Origin of the sequence: Mucilaginibacter robiniae (assembly GCF_012849215.1) — a bacterium.
Classification (GTDB): Bacteria; Bacteroidota; Bacteroidia; order Sphingobacteriales; family Sphingobacteriaceae; genus Mucilaginibacter; species Mucilaginibacter robiniae.
On the sequence record NZ_CP051682.1, the window covers coordinates 2,070,781 to 2,090,014 of the forward strand.

Annotated in this window: 25 protein-coding genes; 23 read left to right on the top strand and 2 right to left on the bottom strand. The window is 50.0% G+C overall.

The window, feature by feature from the left end:
* The first annotated feature begins 74 nt into the window (after positions 1-74).
* The 21 genes from HH214_RS09245 (at position 75) to HH214_RS09345 (ending at position 14,815) form a co-directional block, all read left to right on the top strand.
* Complete coding sequence (locus tag HH214_RS09245) at positions 75-635, top strand: phosphatase PAP2 family protein (RefSeq protein WP_169607120.1); 561 nt, start codon at positions 75-77, stop codon at positions 633-635.
* Positions 632-1,399, top strand: coding sequence for a metallophosphoesterase family protein (locus tag HH214_RS09250; RefSeq protein ID WP_169607122.1), 768 nt, complete (start codon positions 632-634; stop codon positions 1,397-1,399). Before HH214_RS09245 ends, HH214_RS09250 begins: the two co-directional genes overlap by 4 nt.
* Before the next feature lie 5 nt (positions 1,400-1,404).
* Positions 1,405-1,833, top strand: a complete 429-nt coding sequence (locus tag HH214_RS09255; RefSeq protein ID WP_169607124.1) for a hypothetical protein — start codon at positions 1,405-1,407, stop codon at positions 1,831-1,833.
* 4 nt (positions 1,834-1,837) lie between these two features.
* Entirely contained in the window at positions 1,838-3,118 is a 1,281-nt protein-coding gene (gene eno, locus HH214_RS09260; protein ID WP_169607126.1) for a phosphopyruvate hydratase, read from the top strand.
* Between the two features lie 15 nt (positions 3,119-3,133).
* The gene (locus HH214_RS09265; RefSeq protein ID WP_169607128.1) at positions 3,134-3,685 is read left to right on the top strand and encodes an inorganic diphosphatase; all 552 of its coding nucleotides are present in this window, start codon (positions 3,134-3,136) and stop codon (positions 3,683-3,685) included.
* Complete coding sequence (locus HH214_RS09270) at positions 3,682-5,079, top strand: voltage-gated chloride channel family protein (RefSeq protein ID WP_169607130.1); 1,398 nt, start codon at positions 3,682-3,684, stop codon at positions 5,077-5,079. The genes HH214_RS09265 and HH214_RS09270 overlap by 4 nt, the downstream gene beginning before the upstream one ends.
* Positions 5,072-5,437 (top strand): DUF190 domain-containing protein, encoded by a 366-nt coding sequence (locus tag HH214_RS09275; RefSeq protein ID WP_169607131.1) that lies wholly within the window; start codon positions 5,072-5,074, stop codon positions 5,435-5,437. Before HH214_RS09270 ends, HH214_RS09275 begins: the two co-directional genes overlap by 8 nt.
* Positions 5,438-5,442: 5 nt before the next feature.
* Positions 5,443-5,817: a fluoride efflux transporter CrcB gene (gene crcB, locus HH214_RS09280; RefSeq protein ID WP_169607132.1), complete on the top strand. Its 375-nt coding sequence runs from the start codon at positions 5,443-5,445 to the stop codon at positions 5,815-5,817.
* Positions 5,818-5,829: 12 nt separating this feature from the next.
* Entirely contained in the window at positions 5,830-6,264 is a 435-nt protein-coding gene (locus HH214_RS09285; RefSeq protein WP_169607134.1) for a universal stress protein, read from the top strand.
* Positions 6,243-7,466, top strand: coding sequence for a sulfite oxidase (locus HH214_RS09290; RefSeq protein ID WP_248282243.1), 1,224 nt, complete (start codon positions 6,243-6,245; stop codon positions 7,464-7,466). Before HH214_RS09285 ends, HH214_RS09290 begins: the two co-directional genes overlap by 22 nt.
* Before the next feature lie 13 nt (positions 7,467-7,479).
* The gene (locus HH214_RS09295; protein ID WP_248282244.1) at positions 7,480-7,881 is read left to right on the top strand and encodes a YidH family protein; all 402 of its coding nucleotides are present in this window, start codon (positions 7,480-7,482) and stop codon (positions 7,879-7,881) included.
* A gap of 103 nt (positions 7,882-7,984) precedes the next feature.
* Complete coding sequence (locus tag HH214_RS09300; protein WP_169607136.1) at positions 7,985-8,398, top strand: EamA family transporter; 414 nt, start codon at positions 7,985-7,987, stop codon at positions 8,396-8,398.
* 192 nt (positions 8,399-8,590) lie between these two features.
* Positions 8,591-9,037, top strand: a complete 447-nt coding sequence (locus HH214_RS09305; RefSeq protein WP_169607138.1) for a phosphatase PAP2 family protein — start codon at positions 8,591-8,593, stop codon at positions 9,035-9,037.
* 22 nt (positions 9,038-9,059) lie between these two features.
* The gene (locus HH214_RS09310; protein ID WP_211166341.1) at positions 9,060-9,680 is read left to right on the top strand and encodes a 2,3-bisphosphoglycerate-dependent phosphoglycerate mutase; all 621 of its coding nucleotides are present in this window, start codon (positions 9,060-9,062) and stop codon (positions 9,678-9,680) included.
* 9 nt (positions 9,681-9,689) lie between these two features.
* Complete coding sequence (locus HH214_RS09315) at positions 9,690-10,190, top strand: NUDIX domain-containing protein (protein WP_169607142.1); 501 nt, start codon at positions 9,690-9,692, stop codon at positions 10,188-10,190.
* A gap of 146 nt (positions 10,191-10,336) precedes the next feature.
* Positions 10,337-11,434, top strand: coding sequence for a c-type cytochrome (locus tag HH214_RS09320; RefSeq protein WP_169607143.1), 1,098 nt, complete (start codon positions 10,337-10,339; stop codon positions 11,432-11,434).
* Between the two features lie 50 nt (positions 11,435-11,484).
* Positions 11,485-11,970 carry a hypothetical protein gene (locus tag HH214_RS09325; RefSeq protein WP_169607145.1) on the top strand — a complete coding sequence of 162 codons (486 nt, stop codon included), beginning with the start codon at positions 11,485-11,487 and terminating at the stop codon, positions 11,968-11,970.
* 40 nt (positions 11,971-12,010) lie between these two features.
* On the top strand, positions 12,011-12,466 hold the full coding sequence (locus tag HH214_RS09330) for a DsrE family protein (RefSeq protein ID WP_169607147.1): 456 nt from the start codon (positions 12,011-12,013) through the stop codon (positions 12,464-12,466).
* Between the two features lie 27 nt (positions 12,467-12,493).
* Positions 12,494-13,414: a substrate-binding domain-containing protein gene (locus HH214_RS09335; RefSeq protein ID WP_169607149.1), complete on the top strand. Its 921-nt coding sequence runs from the start codon at positions 12,494-12,496 to the stop codon at positions 13,412-13,414.
* 25 nt (positions 13,415-13,439) lie between these two features.
* Entirely contained in the window at positions 13,440-14,078 is a 639-nt protein-coding gene (locus tag HH214_RS09340) for a peroxiredoxin (RefSeq protein WP_169607150.1), read from the top strand.
* Positions 14,075-14,815 (top strand): substrate-binding domain-containing protein, encoded by a 741-nt coding sequence (locus HH214_RS09345; RefSeq protein WP_169607152.1) that lies wholly within the window; start codon positions 14,075-14,077, stop codon positions 14,813-14,815. Before HH214_RS09340 ends, HH214_RS09345 begins: the two co-directional genes overlap by 4 nt.
* Before the next feature lie 337 nt (positions 14,816-15,152).
* On the opposite strand, the gene HH214_RS09350 is transcribed toward HH214_RS09345, so the two are convergent.
* Positions 15,153-16,964 (bottom strand): cytochrome c oxidase subunit I, encoded by a 1,812-nt coding sequence (locus HH214_RS09350; protein WP_169611097.1) that lies wholly within the window; start codon positions 16,962-16,964, stop codon positions 15,153-15,155.
* A 269-nt stretch (positions 16,965-17,233) separates the two neighbouring features.
* On the opposite strand from HH214_RS09350, the gene HH214_RS09355 reads away from it, so the two are divergent.
* Together HH214_RS09355 and HH214_RS09360 are read left to right on the top strand one after the other, a co-directional pair.
* On the top strand, positions 17,234-17,383 hold the full coding sequence (locus tag HH214_RS09355; protein ID WP_169607153.1) for a hypothetical protein: 150 nt from the start codon (positions 17,234-17,236) through the stop codon (positions 17,381-17,383).
* A 47-nt stretch (positions 17,384-17,430) separates the two neighbouring features.
* Entirely contained in the window at positions 17,431-18,324 is an 894-nt protein-coding gene (locus tag HH214_RS09360) for a LysR substrate-binding domain-containing protein (RefSeq protein WP_169607155.1), read from the top strand.
* A gap of 240 nt (positions 18,325-18,564) precedes the next feature.
* Here the strand turns inward: HH214_RS09360 and HH214_RS09365 are convergent, their stop codons facing one another.
* Entirely contained in the window at positions 18,565-19,185 is a 621-nt protein-coding gene (locus HH214_RS09365) for a hypothetical protein (RefSeq protein WP_169607157.1), read from the bottom strand.
* Positions 19,186-19,234 lie beyond the last annotated feature (49 nt).

Here is a 19,234-nt window from a genome sequence, read left to right on the forward strand (position 1 = left end):
TTCGGGGTAACCGAGGAACGTGGCTCCAGTTATATCAATGGCATCTAATTTACCCCACCGAAACGTTTCAGGGCGTGCAGTGGCTCACCGGTCCTGTTCTTTTACCATCCATCCTGACTTTAATACTAAGCCGCCGTTTCCCATCTGGGTGGACAACGGTCTTGTGTGCACTAATCTTTGCCTTTTACCTGCATCTGCCGCTACGCTATAAATTTTTTCCTTCCCAGCAGAGCCCGTCTGCAGCTATGGGCACTCAGTTGGCGCCACTGCTGATCAGAGGGCAATCATCCACCCGCAGCTTTCCCTCAGCTCATGCGCTTGGAATAGCGGTATTAGGAACCGGCCTGGCTTGGTTATACCGGAATAACAAGCGAATGCAGCGTACACTGGCTGTCACTACGATGGGTCTTGCTTATCTATCTATTTTCAACGGCCTGAGTTTTCCTGCAGATGTTCTTATCTCCCTGTTGCTGGGTGTAGCTGTAACTATATTTGTGATTGCTTTTTACGGTCCTATAATAATCCGCTGGTACCAGCGCAGAGGAGAGCTGATCCAGGATATCTTGGTCGCCATGCTTCGGACTATCTCCATTAGCCTCATCATGATTCAACTTCAGGAAGGAATACATCTATGAGGATTGCGGTTTTTAGCGATATACACGGTAACCTGCCGGCGTTGGAAGCTGTCTGGGCCGACTTGCAAAATGCACAGCCGGATGCAGTATATTGCCTGGGCGACCTGGTCAACCTCGGACCCTGGCCCAACGAGGTTGTAGAATTTATACGTGGGCGCCGGATCAGTAGTCTCATGGGTAATCATGATCAGGGTATCGGGCAGGGAGTACCCGAATTTCCCTTCTCTTACCAGACAGAGGAAGAGCATGAGGCCGGTTTACGGGCTATTGCATTTACCAACGCAACGCTTAAAGAAAGCAACCGTCAGTACTTGCAGACCCTGCCATTACAACTGACACTTACATTTAATCCCGCCTTCGGTACACAGGCACTCGTGCTGACCCACGGCAGTCCCGCCAGTATAAATGAATACGTGTTTGAAGACTGCCCTGAGCCACATTTGGTGCAACTGATGGGCCAGGCTAATGCAAAGGTGCTCCTGATGGGGCATACGCACCGGCCTTATATCCGGCGGTTCATATTAGATGAAGGCGCCGCCCGCCTAACTAAGCTGGCCGTCAATGTAGGCTCAGTGGGAAAACCAAAAGATGGTGATCCAAGGGCTGCCTACGCACTGCTTACTATTTTACCTTTAAAGGAGGATCTGGTTAGTGCCCTGGACGTTCAGATCAAACGTGTGCCCTACAATGTACAACAGGTGCAACAAGCAATCCGCGCAAGCGGTTTACCTGATTTGTATGCACAACTTTTAACTAACGCATAAACGATATGAAAAATAATTTTAATTCCAATCATCTTAGGGCTATCGGCTCAGTCATTCATGTCGCCGCGGAATACCTAGAAGCTATGGAAGAACTGCTTGCTTATGCCAAATTGCCGCAAGAAAAAACCGGCGTAATTATGCTATCTGACGATCTTACCACAGATCAGCACGAGGCTGTGATTGCTCAGCTCAATCTGACAAAAACGGCCCTGCAAAACTTTAGCCGGTTTTACGCGATTGATAAAGAAACGCAAAGCTTAAATAAGTTATTGAACATTAAAGCGGTTCGTTTGTGGGAAGACCTGTCAGGCGCTGAATTTGAACGCCTGATAGGTTACGGCCCAACTGACGAAAATGACCGCGCCGGGTATCATAGCTTTTTGCAGCCGCTTATCGAACTTAGCCAGCAACTCATTCAAATAACAAATCCATAATCCTATGAAAATTACCAATCTCATCGCCCGGGAAGTATTAGACTCCAGAGGCAACCCTACGGTCGAAGCAGAAATTACTTTGGAAGACGGTTCAACTGCCCGCGGCATCTCGCCTTCCGGTGCCAGCACCGGCGAAAAAGAAGCGGTTGAACTCCGTGACGGCGACAAGACCCGCTACCAGGGCAAAGGCGTGGAAAAAGCCGTTGCCGGCCTGAACGGCGAAGTCAGGAGCGCCATTGCCGGTCAATCTTTTGATAGTCAGGAAGCCTATGACAAGAAGCTGATTGAATTGGACGGCACGCCTAATAAAGCCCGCCTGGGTGCCAATGCGTTGCTGGCCGCTTCTATTGCTTTCGCCCGCGTCAATGCCGTTTCCAAAAAGATTCCGCTGTACCGTCAGCTAGTGGAGCGTGACCGCTACATCATGCCGGTTCCCTGCATGAATGTCATCAACGGCGGCCGTCATGCGGATAACAACCTCGATTTTCAGGAATTTATGATTGCCCCGCACCATGCGTCCAGCTTTAAGGAAAGTATCCGTATGGGCGAAGAAGTGTTTCACACCCTAAAAGCGCTGCTGACCAGCAAAGGCTATTACACCGGCGTGGGTGATGAAGGCGGATTTGCCCCAAACCTGAAATCCAACGAAGAGGCGGTAGAGGTGATTCTGGAAGCCATTACCAAAGCTGGCTATCAACCGGGTGAAGATATTTCCATTTGCCTGGACCCGGCTACCAGTGAGATGTGGGACCATGGCCGGTATAAAATGTACAAGAGTACCCAGCAGACTTACAGTTCGGAAGAGCTGGTGAACCTGTGGGAGAAATGGATCAGCGAATACCCGATTGTCTTACTGGAAGATGGCTTGGGCGAAAATGACTGGGCCGGTTGGAAGACTATGACCCGGCAATTGGGCAGCCAGGTAGAACTGGTAGGCGATGACATCTTCTGTACCAATCCGGCTATCATTCAGGAAGGCATCGACCAGGGCATCGGCAACAGCGTGCTGATCAAGCTGAACCAGATCGGTACCGTTTGGGAAACGCTGGAAGCGGTGAACCTGGCGCAGCAGAACGGCTATCACTGCTTTATTTCGCACCGCAGCGGGGAAACGGAAGATACCACCATTGCCGACCTCGTAGTGGCCACTAATGCTGGGCATATTAAGACCGGCAGCGGCTGCCGTTCCGAACGGGTATCCAAATTTAACCAGATGCTGCGCATTGAGCAGGAATTGGGCAGCAAAGCCGGGTTCGCGGGTTTAAGTACGTTTAAGAGAAGCTGATCGATTTATTATATCATGTATAATTTACATCCATGGCATGGCATTCAACCGGGTGACCATGTCCCTCACGAGGTTCGGGCGGTCATCGAAATTGCAAAGGGGAGCCGCAGCAAGTACGAGCTGGATAAGCCGTCAGGCTTGCTGACGCTTGATCGCATCCTGTTTTCAGCCGTTCACTACCCGGCTAATTACGGGCTGATACCAAAAACCTATTTTACAGACCATGACCCGCTCGACATTATCGTGATCTGCTCCCAGGACCTGCTGCCGTACTCCATTGTAACTGCGCGGGTCATCGGCCTAATGGAAATGCGTGATAGCGGTGATACCGATGATAAGATTATTGCGGTAGCCAGCCACGATATTTCTTTAACCCATGTCAACGACATTGCTGACCTGCCTGAACATACGCTGCAGGAGTTCCGCAACTTTTTTGAGGATTATAAGAAGCTGGAGAATAAGCCGGTGGAAGTTTTAGGCTTTCAGCCCAAGGAAGCCGCCTATTCGAGCATTACTGAGAGTCTGGAACGTTACCGGAAAGAAATCCTGCCAACTTTAGCGCCATGATACAGCCTGTTTCTTCGTTCGCCCACTACAGCATCCTGAAGCATACCCTGCGCTGGACGGTGCTGGTACTGCCTGTTGCGGTGGCTATCGGCTGTATGGTAGCCTTCTTTTTGTGGCTGCTGGGTCTGAGCATCCATTTCAGGTTCACTCATACCTGGCTGCTGCTCCTGCTGCCGGCTGCCGGTGTGGTTATCCACTTCATTTATCAATCGGTTGGTAAGTCTTCCGAGAAAGGCAACAACCTCATTATGGAGGAAATTCATCAACCTGGTGGCGGGATACCGAGACGGATGGCACCCATCATTTTAATAACTACCGTAATCACGCATCTGTTCGGTGGCTCGGCGGGGCGCGAAGGTACGGCGGTACAGATTGGCGGCAGCCTGGCCCATATGTTCGGCCAGTGGTTCCGGCTCAAAGGCAGCGACATGCGGCTGGTGCTTACTGCGGGTGTAGCCGCTGGTTTCGGGGCGGTGTTCGGTACGCCGGTGACCGGGGCGGTATTTGCCATGGAAGTGCTCACAATTGGCCGCATACAGTATGATGCCATGCTGCCCGCCCTGATGGCTGCCTTAATCGGTGATTTCACCATATCCGCCTGGGGCATTCATCACACCGCCTATCATATCGATGCGCTGCCCAAAACGTCTTACCTTTTTTCGGCTTACCTGTCATTCGATCTGTTGCTGTTTGTAAAGGTAATCGTTGCTTCCGCTGCTTTCGGCTTGTCCAGTTCTCTGTTTTCCGGCATGGTTCATGAAATCAAGGCGTTGTTCGGAAAGCTCTTTCGTATTAAATGGCTGATTCCAGCAGCAGGCGGCCTCATTATCATCGGCCTGACTTATCTGAACGGAAAACCGGATTACCTGAGCCTGGGCGTTGACCCGGAGCATGCCGGCGCTATCACCATTCCGTCCGCCTTTCATGCCGGCGGCGCTGACACCTGGAGCTGGCTATGGAAAACCATCTATACCACGGTCACGCTGGGCACCGGGTTCAAGGGTGGTGAGGTTACACCGCTGTTTTACATCGGCGCCACGCTGGGCAACACGCTGGCGGGCCTGCTCCATGCGCCGGTCAGCCTGTTTGCGGCGCTGGGCTTTATCGCCGTATTCTCGGGCGCCACCAATACCCCGCTGGCCTGTACCTTTATGGGTATCGAGCTGTTTGGCGGCGAACACGCGGTATTGTTTGCGGTAGCCTGTTTTACCGCGTATTTTTTCAGTGGGCATTCAGGCATCTACAGCGCACAGCGCATCGCCATGCCCAAAATACTGGAGGCGCACTTTGCGGACGAGACCTCGCTGGCCGAGGCCAACAAGCGGCGCGGGCATTTTCACGAGAAATTAATGGAGTACGGCAGCCGTCTTAAAAGAAAGAAAAATCATGAATAAGGAAGCCATCCGCGAACGCCCGCTGGGAAAGATACAAATTTACTTGAAGCCCAGAGACCAGGTAAAGGGCCAGGGCCTGCTGGCCAGGCTGCAGCCCAAGCAACTGTATCGTGAGCTGGTAAAATATGCCAAAGCTGACGGGCTGTTGAATGCCTCGGTTTACCAAACGCACAGCAGCTATTCGCTGCATGAGCCTGTTCAGATGGCGCATGTGGAACTGGCTAACCATGAGTTGGCCGTGTGTGTAGAGCTGATTGATGAAAAAGATAAGCTTGAGGCATTTTGCACTAAGCACGCTGCTTTGCTGAGAGGTAAACTGATCGTGTTCAAGGCCGTTGAATTCTGGGAACTAACTTAGGGCTTATGAAAATACCATTGATCATCTTTATCGGCGGAGGCCTGGGTAGTGTAGCCCGCTACCTGGCCAACCGGTGGATTGTGAGCCAAGGCGTAACCGTATTCCCTTATGGCACATTTCTGGTTAATATCATAGGCTGCTTCCTGATCGGTTTTTTGGTATTTATTACCGAAAAGGCAAATATAACCGCGGTAGAATGGCGGCTTTTTCTGGTGACTGGCTTTTGCGGCGGCTTTACCACCTTTTCTTCGTTTGCCTTTGAAAACATACAGCTGCTCACCAATCATCAGTTGTTCAGCTTCATCCTGTACACCGTGGGCAGCATTGCGCTGGGTTTCTTGGCCACTTACCTGGGTATCCTGCTGGCCAGGGCATTCTAAATCAAATTGACTATGAAAACAAATAAGATTTTGATTGTGGCAGATGACAGTCCCTCGGCTGTCAGGGCGATTGAATATGGTTTCAACCTGGCCCGGGAAGTCGGTGCCCGGGTGGCCCTACTTTATGTTATCGAAGCCGCTTTGGCTGAAGGCAATGTAGATGCAGGTATCTTTCCGGATCAGGCGGCAGCAGGCCTGACAGCCGATGCTGAAGCATTTCTGCAACACATGCAGCAACGATATGGGGAAGGCATAGATACGGAGCAGATGACGCCGGAAGGGGACATTCGAAAGATTGCTATTGAGATGGCACAGGCCTGGCAGGCCCAGCTCATGATCATGGGCACACACGGGCGCACCGGCCTCAACAAATTATTAATGGGCAGCGTCACGGACTCAGTATTGCATGATTCGCCCGTACCGGTGTGCATTGTACCCAACGTATAATCAATTTAAAGCATTGTTTCTGTACAGACCAAAGCAAAGTCATTCATATAATTATTTATCAATCCTTTTTTCATCTACGAGGTTTTATATTATATAATGTAACACATCAATCTATGTCAATACCGATCAACTCTTCCAAAGCCATTTTTCCCGGCCTGATTACCCGCGAGCGGGAACCGGTAAACCTTGAGTTTGCTTTTCCAACACTGGATGGCCGCATTACTCCGGCTGAACAATTTTATGTGCGGAGCCATTTCCCAATTCCGGAGATCAAAGCTGAAGAATGGCGGCTGAGTATTGAGGGGGAAGTGGAGCATCCGTTCATACTCACTTTTGAGGAACTGAAACAGATGCCGGCCCGTACGGTGATGGCTACCCTGGAATGTGCCGGCAACGGCCGTTCTAAACTGGTACCCAAAGCCAAAGGGCTACTTTGGGAACAGGGGGCTGTCGGCAATGCAGAATGGACGGGTGTGCCTTTGCACCTGCTGCTGGAGAAAGCAGGTTTAAAGGCCGGCGTGATTGAAATCATTCTGGAAGGCCAGGACGAAGGAACGATCAGTGAGGAACCTAAAGCACCGGGCACCATTGTATTTGCACACAGCCTGCCGTTGGATAAGGCATTGCAGGAGCAGGTACTGATTGCCTTTGAGATGAACGGCGAACCGCTCACCGCAATACACGGTTACCCGGTGCGGGCTATCATTCCCGGCTGGTACGGGATGGCATCGGTCAAATGGCTCATTAAAATCACAGCTACCGCCACACGATTTCACAGTTACTGGCAAACGCTGGAATACGCCTACTGGAAAGACCTGTACGGAAAGCCGACGCTGGTGCCGGTAACAGAAATGCAGGTCAAGGCTGAAATTGCACGGCCGGCACTACAGGAGGTGGTGGCTGCAGGCAGTATTTATAGGGTGACAGGCGCCGCCTGGTCGGGTGAGCAGGTAGTTGAGCAGGTGGAAATCAGCACGGACGACGGCCAAAGCTGGCAGCCCGCTACGCTGCTGGAAGAACCTGTACGCTATGCCTGGCAGTTATGGGAATTTGCATGGAACGTCCCCCCCACACCGGGTGCTTATCAACTCCGGGCCCGTGCAACGGATGCCGCAGGGCATTCGCAGCCAGACACACACGAGGATATGCGGCGCACTTATATGGTTAACTTCGTTGCGCCGGTGGAAGTGATCGTAAAATAAATCAGAATAGCAGATGATGGACTCTACACCTGATTTATCTAAAAAGCAGGTTGCGGCGAACCCGGGCGATCACCTGGCCAATGAGCGCACTTTCCTGGCCTGGCTGCGGACCAGTATTGCCCTCATGGGCTTTGGTTTTGTAGTGGTCAAGTTTTCACTTTTTATTAAACAATTATCATTGGCGCTGAACGAGAAAGTGGTGTTGCCCGGTAAAGGCTTCTCGTCCGCTATCGGCATAGCGCTGGTGGCTATGGGGGCGCTGCTGGCCCTACTCGCCTATGTCCGTTACCGGCGCACCGAACGGCAGCTGCTCAGCCAATCCTACCGGCCCGGATTTTTGCTGTCCTTTCTGCTTACCTCGGGCATCGTGTTCATCAGCGGGCTGCTGCTGTGGTATCTTCTGCCCAACCTTTGATAAACTATATATATGGAAGATGAAAGCAGCTACCTGGATTTAAGGATTGCAGATCAGGTATTTATACAATTAAACGATTCGGTTACTCAACCAGATAAAAACGATGTGGTGGATTTATGCACTCCTTTCAGCACTCTTTGCTTCGTTGACAGCAATTTTTTCAAAAATAGGTATTGCCAATGTGAACACTGATCTGGCGACTGCTGTGCGCACGGTTGTTATATTGGTAGTCGCCTGGGGCATTGCTGCAGCCCGCGGCGAGTTGCAGGGTATCACTCTGCTTTCCCGGCAAAATATCCTGTTCCTCATCCTTTCAGGGCTGGCTACAGGCTTATCCTGGATATTTTACTACAAGGCTTTACAGCTAGGGAAGGTATCGCAGGTGGCGCCGGTTGACAAGCTCAGCGTTGCCCTGACTATCGTATTATCGGTCGTTATCTTAAAGGAAACCTTGTCCGTGAAAGCAGCCATCGGCGCCTTCATGATCATCGCAGGGACACTGGTTTTAATTTTCTGACCCATGAAACGTAATCACCTCAGCAACCTTGTTTTTGTTGTCGTAATATGCCTAGTGGCAGCTGTACTGCTCGGCACTACCTTCTATGAATGGGATAAGCAGGCGGTTATTGAATTTAACGCCTGCCGCTCCCCGATGTAGGACTGGATTTTTTTGTGCATTACTTATTCAGCAGGCATCAGCGCATATGGCATGGCTGTATGTTGTTTAGTGTATTCATTTGCTTCAGTCACCGCAGAACGGAGAAGACAGCTTTACACCGTAGTAACAGGGATAATACTGTCCGGCATTGCAGCAACCCTGCTTAAACATACTGTTCACCGGATAAGGCCTTATCATATGTACCCGGTTATTCATCATCTCGGGCCGGGCGGCGGTTGGTCCTTCCCATCCGGGCATACCTGTGATGCTTTTGCTTTGGCTACCACGATTTCTTTAAGCTTTGCCGGCCGGAACAGTTCCCTATGGCTGGTGTACTGGGCAGTGCTGGTGGGGGTGTCACGCGTTTACCTGGGCGTTCATTACCCGTCTGATGTGCTGGGTGGCCTATCCACCGGATGCGGAATGGCAATATTGGGATACTTGCTGGTGAATTTTTATTATCAACCTCAAATCAAATATGATACAGGCAGGCCATAATATCACGGGTTTCACACAGCTGGTGCTGATCCGGCACGGGCAGTCAGCTTACAATTATGATAACCGCTTTACGGGTACCGCGGACTGCCCCCTTTCACCCGTCGGACGGGTGGAAGCTGCGCAGGTAGGCAGAGAACTGCAGCGTCTACGTATTCAACTTGACCAGGTGTATTGTTCAGCATTGCAGCGTACACGGGAGACGTTTTCCATCATTGCAAAAACCGTCAGTCCGTTGTATGACCATACAGCGGTGCAATCTGTTCCGGCGCTGAACGAGCGCAACTACGGGCTGCTGCAGGGCAGAAATAAGGAGCAAGCCGTTGAACAGTACGGTTCAGCAACAGTTGAACGCTGGCGGCGCAGCTATACCAGTATCCCGCCGGGAGGGGAAAGCCTCGAGCAAACCGGTAAACGGGTCATCCAGTTTTACACGACCTGTGTACAGCCTGACTTACAGGCAGGGTGCCGCATACTCTTACTGGCGCATGGAAACACCTTGCGAAGCTTAATCATGTATCTGGAAGGCTTGTCGCCGGAGCAGGTTGAGCAGCTGGAAGTGGTTACCGGGGAGGTGATTATTTATAAAATGGATGCTGCTTTACATGTCCTTGATAAAACAATCTTCCATCCCGTACAAATATGAGCTTGTATAATGCATCCTAAAGAATTTTACCGCAACCTGCCCCGGAAAACCGTAGCTGCCTGCCTGTTGATCCCCTGTGAGCAACGCCATCTGCTGCTCCGGAAATGTATTACCGGGCAGTGGACTTTACCGGGCGGAATAGTTGAACAAGGCGAAGCGCCTGATGCGGCGGCCTTGCGTGAATGCAAAGAAGAGACCGGATTATTTCCCGCGATTGAACGCCTTATGCATACCTATTTTTCTGAGCCGGTCTTGCTGGATGAAGTACCATATGGAGACAGTGTGCATTTCATTTTTCTGACAAAGCCTGTCACGTCTGAGCAGTGCAGCGCAATTGCTTTTAATGATGATGAAATTGATGGATACTGTTTAGCGGACGCGGACGAACTTGTAAAGTCTATTCAAAGCAACCTGGGCCGGGCACTTAGCAGGGCGCTGAACGGGGAAACGTACTCGGTTTGGAAGCGCACTCATGAAAGCCTGAGAGCAGAAGCTGATTTTTACCGGTAAGTGAATTGCAGCGCTGCTGGGCTCACTCCATTTGACAGAAAGTTGCTTTCCTTCTATTGTCATAACATTAGGTTATTGTTGATAGCCTAATATGATACAACTGCTGGCTGTTTTGCCTGTACTTTTGATATATCAATCATAAGCGCATGGAAGAGCAAACAGAACAGGAAGTTGTCAGGGCACTGGTTAAAATCACCCGGTATACCATCTATATAGCGGTTTTGCTGGTGGCCTGTATCGCCATTATCGTGGTTTCACTATCTGCAGGCGGCAGAAAATCAGCGCCCGTGGTAGCAGCAACTGCAGGCAGCGGCGATACGCCTGTTTCAGCGCCGACTACTGATGCCGCCGCACCAGCCCCGGCAAGGCCGATACCGGCAGATGCCTGGAAGGCACCTGATACCAGCACCATTCCGGCAGGCAAGTCGGGGGAGATGATCCGGTACGGCAGGGAACTGGTAGCGCATACCTCCAATTATTTCGGGCCGAAAGGCAGTATCGCCATGCTGACCAATGGCATGAACTGCCAGAACTGCCACCTGGACGGCGGGAGCCGCCTGTTTGGGAACAACTACGCCAGCTTTATGGCCAGCTATCCGAAGCTGAGCAACCGAAGCGGGCATAAGGAACCGGCCTCTGAACGCCTGGTAGAATGCTTTGAGCGCAGCCTGGCCGGTAAGGCCCCAGATACCAACGGCCGTGAAGTGCGCTCGATATTGGCTTACATGAAGTGGATAGGCCGGGATGTAAAAAAGGGGCAGAAATTGTTTGGCAGCGCCTCCGAAAAGTTGCCCTTCATGGATGTTGCGGCTAACCCGGCGAAGGGTCAGGTGGTTTACCTGGCCAAATGCCAGAGCTGCCACGGCGCAGGCGGCGAAGGGATGCTGGCTGCTGATAAAAAATCATACACTTATCCGCCGCTTTGGGGTAAGCATAGCTTTAATGATGGTGCAGGCATGTACCGCATCACCAACATGGCCGGCTTCGTGAAAAACAACATGCCCTACGGTGCTACCTACCAGGATCCACAACTGAGTGACGAGGAAGCCTGGAACGTAGCCGCTTATATTGAATCCATGCCCCGGCCGCACAAGGATCAGCATGGTGATTGGAAGGACCTAAGCAAAAAGCCTATCGACTTTCCGTTTGGTCCGTATGCCGACCAGTTCAGCCAGCAACAGCACAAATATGGCCCATTCCAGCAGATCAAGGCCGCACAAAAGAAAACATCAGATAAGTCATAATTCAATAATCATCATTAATCCACATCATCATGAAAAAAAATAGAATCTCTATGATCCTCTTGGCTGCCAGCATTACTCTGGCGAGCCTATGGTTAAGCTCTGCCGTGTGCGCAGAACCTGGTCCTGGCCATGTCATCCCACCAAACGTTGTGCACGCTTATCAGGCCCAATATGGAAATGCAGAGTTCAGGAGCTGGACTGTAAATGCGGATCATTATATAGCCAGATTTAAGCTTCGTCACAAGCTTCGTGAATCATTCTACAAAGCTGACGGAAGTTGGTTAAAAACGGAAACCCGTTATAAGTACAGCGGTAGACTACCGGCCGGTGTAAAGCAGGCTTTGCACCAGACTCCTTACCAGAGCTGGTACTTTGATCGCATTGTTAGGACAGAAACGCCGCAGCAAGTGGTATATACCATCCGGGCAGACAACAGCCCGCTGCTGGATGCAGATCATGATTACGTCTTTCGTAAATATGTAACGCTCTCTTTCGACGCAGCAGGCCGTCTTACCAAAGTTTCTCCAGGTAATTAATTCAGCTATATATACATTTAATTTCAATAATAATAACGCTATGAAAAAGTCAATTTCTTTACTGTTTGTGTTGATCGGTGTGTTCTTCATTAAACCCGTGATGGCACAAACCACTACTGCAGAATTCACCGGTGCAAAAGCTACACAAGCCCATTATCGGGCGCTCTATTACCTCGATGAAGCCGACCCTAAGAAGATCGGCGCTACACTGCGCAACATTGGTAACGCGCTGAATGATGAACGCTTGCAGGGCAAGGTAGAAATCGAGCTGGTCGCTTTCGGCGATGGGGTGGCTGTATTCCAAAAAACAGGCAGCTTCGAAGCGCCGCTGAGAGCGTTGCAGCAAAAGGGTGTAATCCTGGCCCAGTGCAATAATACCATCCGGGAGCGCCATATCGAAAAGGACATGCTGTTTCCTTTCATCAGCTATGTGCCCAGCGGCAACGGCGAGATCATCATTCGTTCAGCAGAAGGCTGGGTACTGGTTCATCCATAATTTCAATTAACAGATAGATCGCATATCATGAAAACTCTAAAAACAACGATTATAACCGCCTTAAGCCTGTTTGTGATGGGAACGACCTCCAAAGCCCAGGAACACCGTTTCGACCCGCCCTGGAACACACCGCCTGAGAGCAAGGTGATGTTCACCGTACCTGGTGTGGATAATGTGCCCGACCTTTTCGGCGACATCAATGACCCGCAGCTGGTGGTCTTCTTTGCCGGTAACCAGTTCATGTGTATAGATGACCTGATGGCTGCTTTCAAAAAGGCGCATCCTCAGTACCAGCGCATCTTTGCCGAAACCCTGCCGCCGGGGATTCTCGCCAAACAGATCATGGGCGGCTCCATCACTATCGGCAATATGCGCATCACAATTAAGCCGGACGTATATACCGCCGGCAAAAGCCGCACTGACCAGATGCCGGAATATTTTACCCGCACACAGCCGTACGCCTACAATCGACTGGCCCTGATGGTACGGAAAGGCAACCCAAAGAATGTGCGCGGACTTAAAGACCTGGGCCGCCTGGAGGTACGGGTGAGCATGCCTAACCCCGAATGGGAAGGTATTGGCAAGCGTATTGAGGAAGCCTATGTGAAAGCAGGCGGTGAGCCGCTCAAAACGGCCATCATGGACAGCAAAGTAAAGGACAGCACTACATTCCTGACCCAGATCCATCACCGGCAGACCCCGATGCGCATCCTGTACAATCAGAGCGATGCCGCACCCGTATGGTACTCTGAGGCCTACTACCAGAAGGTGATCGGCCACCCGACCGAACTGGTTGAAATACCGGAAAGCGAAAACATCACTGCTACTTATGTAGCCGGGCAGATGAAGAATGCGCCCCATGCACAGGCAGCTAAGGATTTTATGGACTTCCTGGTAAGCCCGGCTGCCAAAGCCATCTACCGTAAATACGGCTTCACTACTAAATAATATCAACATCAAAACACGAAGAAATATGTCATTACACTTAGGAGATGCAGCTCCCGATTTTACTGCACAGACCACCATCGGCGAGATTAACTTTTACGAGTATCTGGGGAATAGCTGGGGTGTTCTCTTTTCGCACCCGGCCGACTATACGCCGGTATGCACTACCGAACTGGGCAAAACCGCCCTGCTGAAAGGTGAGTTTGACAAGCGGAATGTGAAAGCGCTGGCGCTCAGCATCGACCCGCTGGAGAAGCACCAGGCCTGGATCAGTGACATTAACGAAACGCAGCAGTGCAGCGTAGACTTCCCGCTGATTGCCGATGAGGACCGCAGGATTTCGCAACTGTACGATATGATACACCCCAACGCTTCGGCTACTGCCACCGTGCGCTCGTTGTTTATCATTGGCCCGGATAGAAAAATCAAGCTGATGATTACCTACCCGGCATCCACCGGGCGTAACTTCAATGAAGTGCTGCGCGTCATTGACTCCCTGCAGCTAACCGACGAATACAGCGTGGCCACGCCTGCCAACTGGCAGGCCGGTGAAGATGTCATCATTGGCCTGGGTATAAAGACAGAAGATATCGCCGCCAAATTTCCTGATGGGCACCGCATTGTTAAGCCTTATTTACGTTACACGCCGCAACCGGTAAAAAAATGAAATTCTGGATTATTGCTATCATTTTTTCACACACTGCCGTATCCTTTGCACAATCAAAGGATACGGTTTATGTCTTTGGACCCGGCGGGCCGCTCGCGCCCATGCAGGAGTGCGCTGAAGCATTCACGAAAGCAACGGGAATCCCTGTGCGCGTGACGGGCGGACCGGAAGCAACGTGGCTCTCGCAGGCACAAACCGACGGCGACATCATTTACGGCGGTGCGGAATACATGCTCACTCAATTCGGGCAAAACCATCCCGGAATCATTGATGCAGCAAGCCGCGTCGAACTATACCCAAGGCGGGCGGCCATTCTGGTTCGCCCCGGTAACCCTAAGCGTATTACAAGGCTTAAAGACCTGGCTGCACCCGGTATTAAAATTCTGGATGTAAACGGCGCTGGTCAGTTGGGTTTATGGGAAGACCTGGCAGGAAAAGAGAACCTGATCAGTACTGTACAGAAAAATATCGCTAGGTCTTTTGTGAATACCGCGCTCGGTATCAATGCCTGGAAAACAGACCCTGCCTATGACGCCTGGATAACCTATGCTTCCTGGCATTATCGCCTTTCAGATGTAACCGGCATTGTTGAACTGCCGATTACCTTACGGCTTTACCGGGGGACGCCGGCAGTACTTACGCTTCATGGCAGGCATCATTCGGAAGCAGGCCGTTTCTTGTCTTACCTCAAGAGTGCCGAGGGGCACAGTATCTTTAAAAAGTGGGGATGGGAATAGCTGAGGCTAAATTAGCCTTAATGCCGTTTAGGGTTAAGTAACATCATATTTTAAACGTGCGATCAACTGGCCTGCTGATTGTATTCATGGTATACCCTAACCTGCCCTTTAGGCCAAGAAGCGCGCCGATCAGCATCGTTCAATTTCTGCCAGCGGCTGATGAGAATGCTCCCACCAATTTTCTTCGCGTTCCCGCTGAAATGTATTGAGAGCTCTACTCAGCGATCCAATCATGGAGATCGCGGTAATCAGCTGCAGAAAACCGGTTGCATCATAGCATATATCCATTTTTATTAAGCATTTCATCCGAAAGCGATTCATAACAATAACCGCAGGGTCAATCCTGCTTTTTGAGCAGATTAGGCAGCTGGCTTTCTGCAGCCAAATCTTCAAAGTCATGCGGCAGATTTGAACTCAGTGTTTCGGAGAAAGGCACTGTTTGAGGAATGAAGTCACTTTCATTTCCTGGCTTGCTGTAGTCGTAGGGCCAGCGGTGAACGGTAGGAATTTCACCAGGCCAGTTTCCATGACCAACATTGACTGGAGTGGTCCACTCTAGGGTATTGGCCTGCCACGGATTGAACGGTGCCCGTTTCCCCCATAATGCTGATCTGACAAAATTGTATACAAACACAAGCTGTATGCCACCACCGGCAATAGCGGCCCAGGTCATCCAAACATTGATCTCAATCCACTTTTTGAGAGGTTCTATTTCTGTAAAAGCGTAATAACGCCTGGGAACCCCATCTAATCCCATAAAATGCATGGGAAAAAATACGAGGTAGGCACATACAAACGTGATCCAGAAATGCAGGTAGCCGAGTTTTTCATTCATCATGCGCCCAAACATTTTTGGAAACCAATGATACGTGCCTGCAATCATGCCGAAGACTGAAGCCACCCCCATTACAAAGTGAAAATGGGCAATTACGAAATAGGTATCGTTCAGATTAATGTCCAGTGCCGCGTTACCCAGCCAAATACCTGTCAGGCCGCCGGTGACAAAAACAGATACAAATCCAATGCAAAACAGCATGGCAGTCGTGAAGCGGATGTTTCCGCGCCAGAGCGTGGAAAGCCAGTTAAAGGTCTTTACTGCGGAAGGAACCGCAATAATCAGTGTGGTCAGCATGAATACGCCACCCAAAAAGGGGTTCATTCCAGACACGAACATATGATGGCCCCACACCAGGAAAGCTAAGGCGGTGATCGCTATTAAAGCGTATACCATTGCATGGTACCCAAAAATAGGTTTTCGTGAATTGATGGCAATAATCTCAGAAACGATACCAAAAGCAGGCATAATTACAATATAAACTTCGGGGTGACCCAAAAACCAAAATAAGTGCTGAAACAAAATGGGATTTCCACCCTCATAATTCATGACCTGTCCTTGCACCACAATGTCAGACAAGTAAAAGCTGGTTCCCATGCTGCGGTCGAAAAACAGCAAAATTAAGCCCGCAAACAATACTGGAAAAGTGAGCAGTGACAGAATAGCTGTCAGAAAGAATGCCCAGACGGTAAGCGGCATTCTCCAAACATCCATCCCCTTAGTGCGCAGGTTTAATACGGTACTGATATAATTGATTGTACCCATTACCTGCGAGGCAACAAAAAAGCCGAGGCTGGCTAGCCATAAATCCATCCCACGTCCAGATCCCGGCATCGCTTTGGGTAAGGCGGAAAGCGGTGGATAGATCGTCCAGCCTGCACCATTCGGACCTTTCTGTACAAAGAATGAACTGAGCATAATACAGCACGCAATAAAAAAGAACCAATAAGACAGCATGTTCAAGAATGGAGAGGCCATATCTCTGGCACCCACTTGGAGGGGAATAAGAAGATTGCTGAACGTACCGCTTAATCCGGCTGTCAGCAGAAAAAAGACCATTATCGTTCCATGGATAGTGACCAATGCCAGATAAAAATTAGGATCCAGACGCCCGCCCGGCGCAAACCGGCCCAGCAGAGTTTCAAGTAATGGAAATGTTCGGTCTGGGTAAGCCAGTTGGATGCGGAATAAAATCGAAAGCAGCATTCCGATGAGCGCCATGATTATACCGGTTATCAGGTATTGACGGGCAATAACCTTATGATCCTGGCTGAACACGTTATTTTTAATAAAGGCTTTGCCATAAGCCAGCATTCGATTGGATTCCAGCGCTTCAACGAAAGTGAGTTGATAGGGGCTGGTAATTTTTTCTGGTATTTGCATAGGGGGATATTACAGGTGTTTCAACTAAATTACTCAATAAGACATGTACTGCCGTTTTAAATCTTTGAGTATAACTTAATTTTAGAACAAGATTTAGTATCACTCCAAGTTAATAACACAGGGTTATTGAGCATTACCAAACAGTATTTCCCGACTTCTGCCATTTAGCTGAAATTTGAGGTATCAAAACACAAAGCAACATGGAAACTACAATTCACTACCTGCAAGCTCATCTGCCAGCATCTTCTTTTAAACACACCAGCCGCTTTATACTGGAATATTTTCTGGTTATGATTGTCTTGGCCGCTGCCTGTTTGCCTTTTTTACTCATCATATTACTGCATGAGTAAAACTGGATTTACATTACGATTAATTTTATTCAGTAATTTACCGCATTATGTTTGATTTTCGACTTAAAGTTTTTTACACCATCGCCAAACGGCTGAATTTTACCAAGGCCGCAACTGAGCTATTCATCAGTCAACCTGCGGTGACCAAGCATATACGGGAACTGGAAGGACATTTCAAAACTTCCCTGTTCGAGCGGAGCGGCAATAAGCGTATCCAGCTTACTCCTGCAGGCGAAGTGCTGTTGCAGTACGCTGAAAAGTTGATGAGCATGTATGCGGAATTGGAATTTGACATGAACCAGTTGGTGCAGCAGCACAGCGGTTTGCTGCGCATTGGCGGCAGTAACACCGTTGCTCAATATGTGCTTCCGCAGGTGCTGGCCCAGTTCCATAAAAAGTTCAGCGGCGTACAAGTGCAGCTGGTTACCGGTAATACCGAGCAGGTAGAGCAGGCATTGCTCAACAAAGAGATTGACTTGGGCATTGTGGAAGGCATCCACCGGAATGCGCAGCTGCGCTATCAGGAATATCTGCAGGATGAACTGGTGATGGTATGCAGCAGTAGCAACAAGACCTTGAAGGCGGAAATCATCAGGCCTGAAGACCTGATGAAGCTACCCCTGCTGATGCGTGAGCCAGGTTCCGGTACGCTCGATGTCATTGCTCATGCGCTCAAGCCCTTCTCTATAGGGCTGGCTGACCTCCAGGTAGAGATGCAGCTGGGAGGCACTGAAAGTATAAAATCTTACCTGCTAGGAAGCGACTGCTTTGCTTTCTTGTCGGTACAGTCCATCCTGAAGGAGCTGCGGTACAATGAGCTGCGCATCATCGACATCAAAGAGCTCAGTATCGAACGGCCTTTTTACTTCATCCAGCCTCATGGACAGCTATCATCGCTTGGCGAGCTGTTTGTCCGGTTTGCCAAGGCACAAAAGCCGTAATAAAGCTACTGTTTTGATGCTATACGGATCAGTGGCAGGTATATTTCGTGTCTCGGGATCCGGCTGCCTTGATCCGCAACCGCCGTCCGGATTCATTGCAGGCCTTAAGGGCAGCGATTGTTTAAACCGAAATCTTCTGTACAAGAATGGCTTCGTTGAAAATCGTAGTGTTCCACTGAATAAATTAACAGAATCCATACATTTTATTTCGCATTTTCCTACGGCATAGTGATTCTGTGATTATACCGCCGCCATGCAGCTGGCAAATTCAGCCAGCTTTAGGGTCTGAGCCGGATCAAGCATAATCAGCCCTTCCACAACGAGTTGCCTGCCCGTGATGTTGACCGCAAAATCTTGTTTACAGAGGTTCATCAGGAGCTCAATTACCCGGGCGTCAATCACCTGCAAGGCCCGTTCCGGGTCATCCGAGGTGACATAAAACTGCCGGTTGAAACTTTTGAACCCTTTAAAATTCAGGGCGACCGGCAAGAAAGGGTTCAGCAGCCGGTCCGTTAATGTTTTCCTGCGAATAAAGACGGTGCCGAAGTTTCGCTTCAGGCGGGCCAAAGCCACGACCCGGAGCGTATTATGCCTGAGTTCCGGATTGGGCATGAACAGTCTGGAGCCTTGGAACATTACCTTTAGGATCACCAGCAAACATTGCTTGAATTGATTATCGATAAGCAGAACGCCTGCAATGTTGCCTTCAAAACCTTTTAAATAAGCATTGACCAGGTCTTTGCGCTGATGGAGGTTAACAACCTGGGTCCGGTATTTTTCTGAAAGCATCTCGCAGGTTTCTTTCAGGCATAATACCTGCTCATCATCGATACCGTAAGTGTCAAATGGCGGAAGACGCATAAGCGGTGTAAACTGAACCTGATGAATCCACCCGACCGCTTTGCTGCAG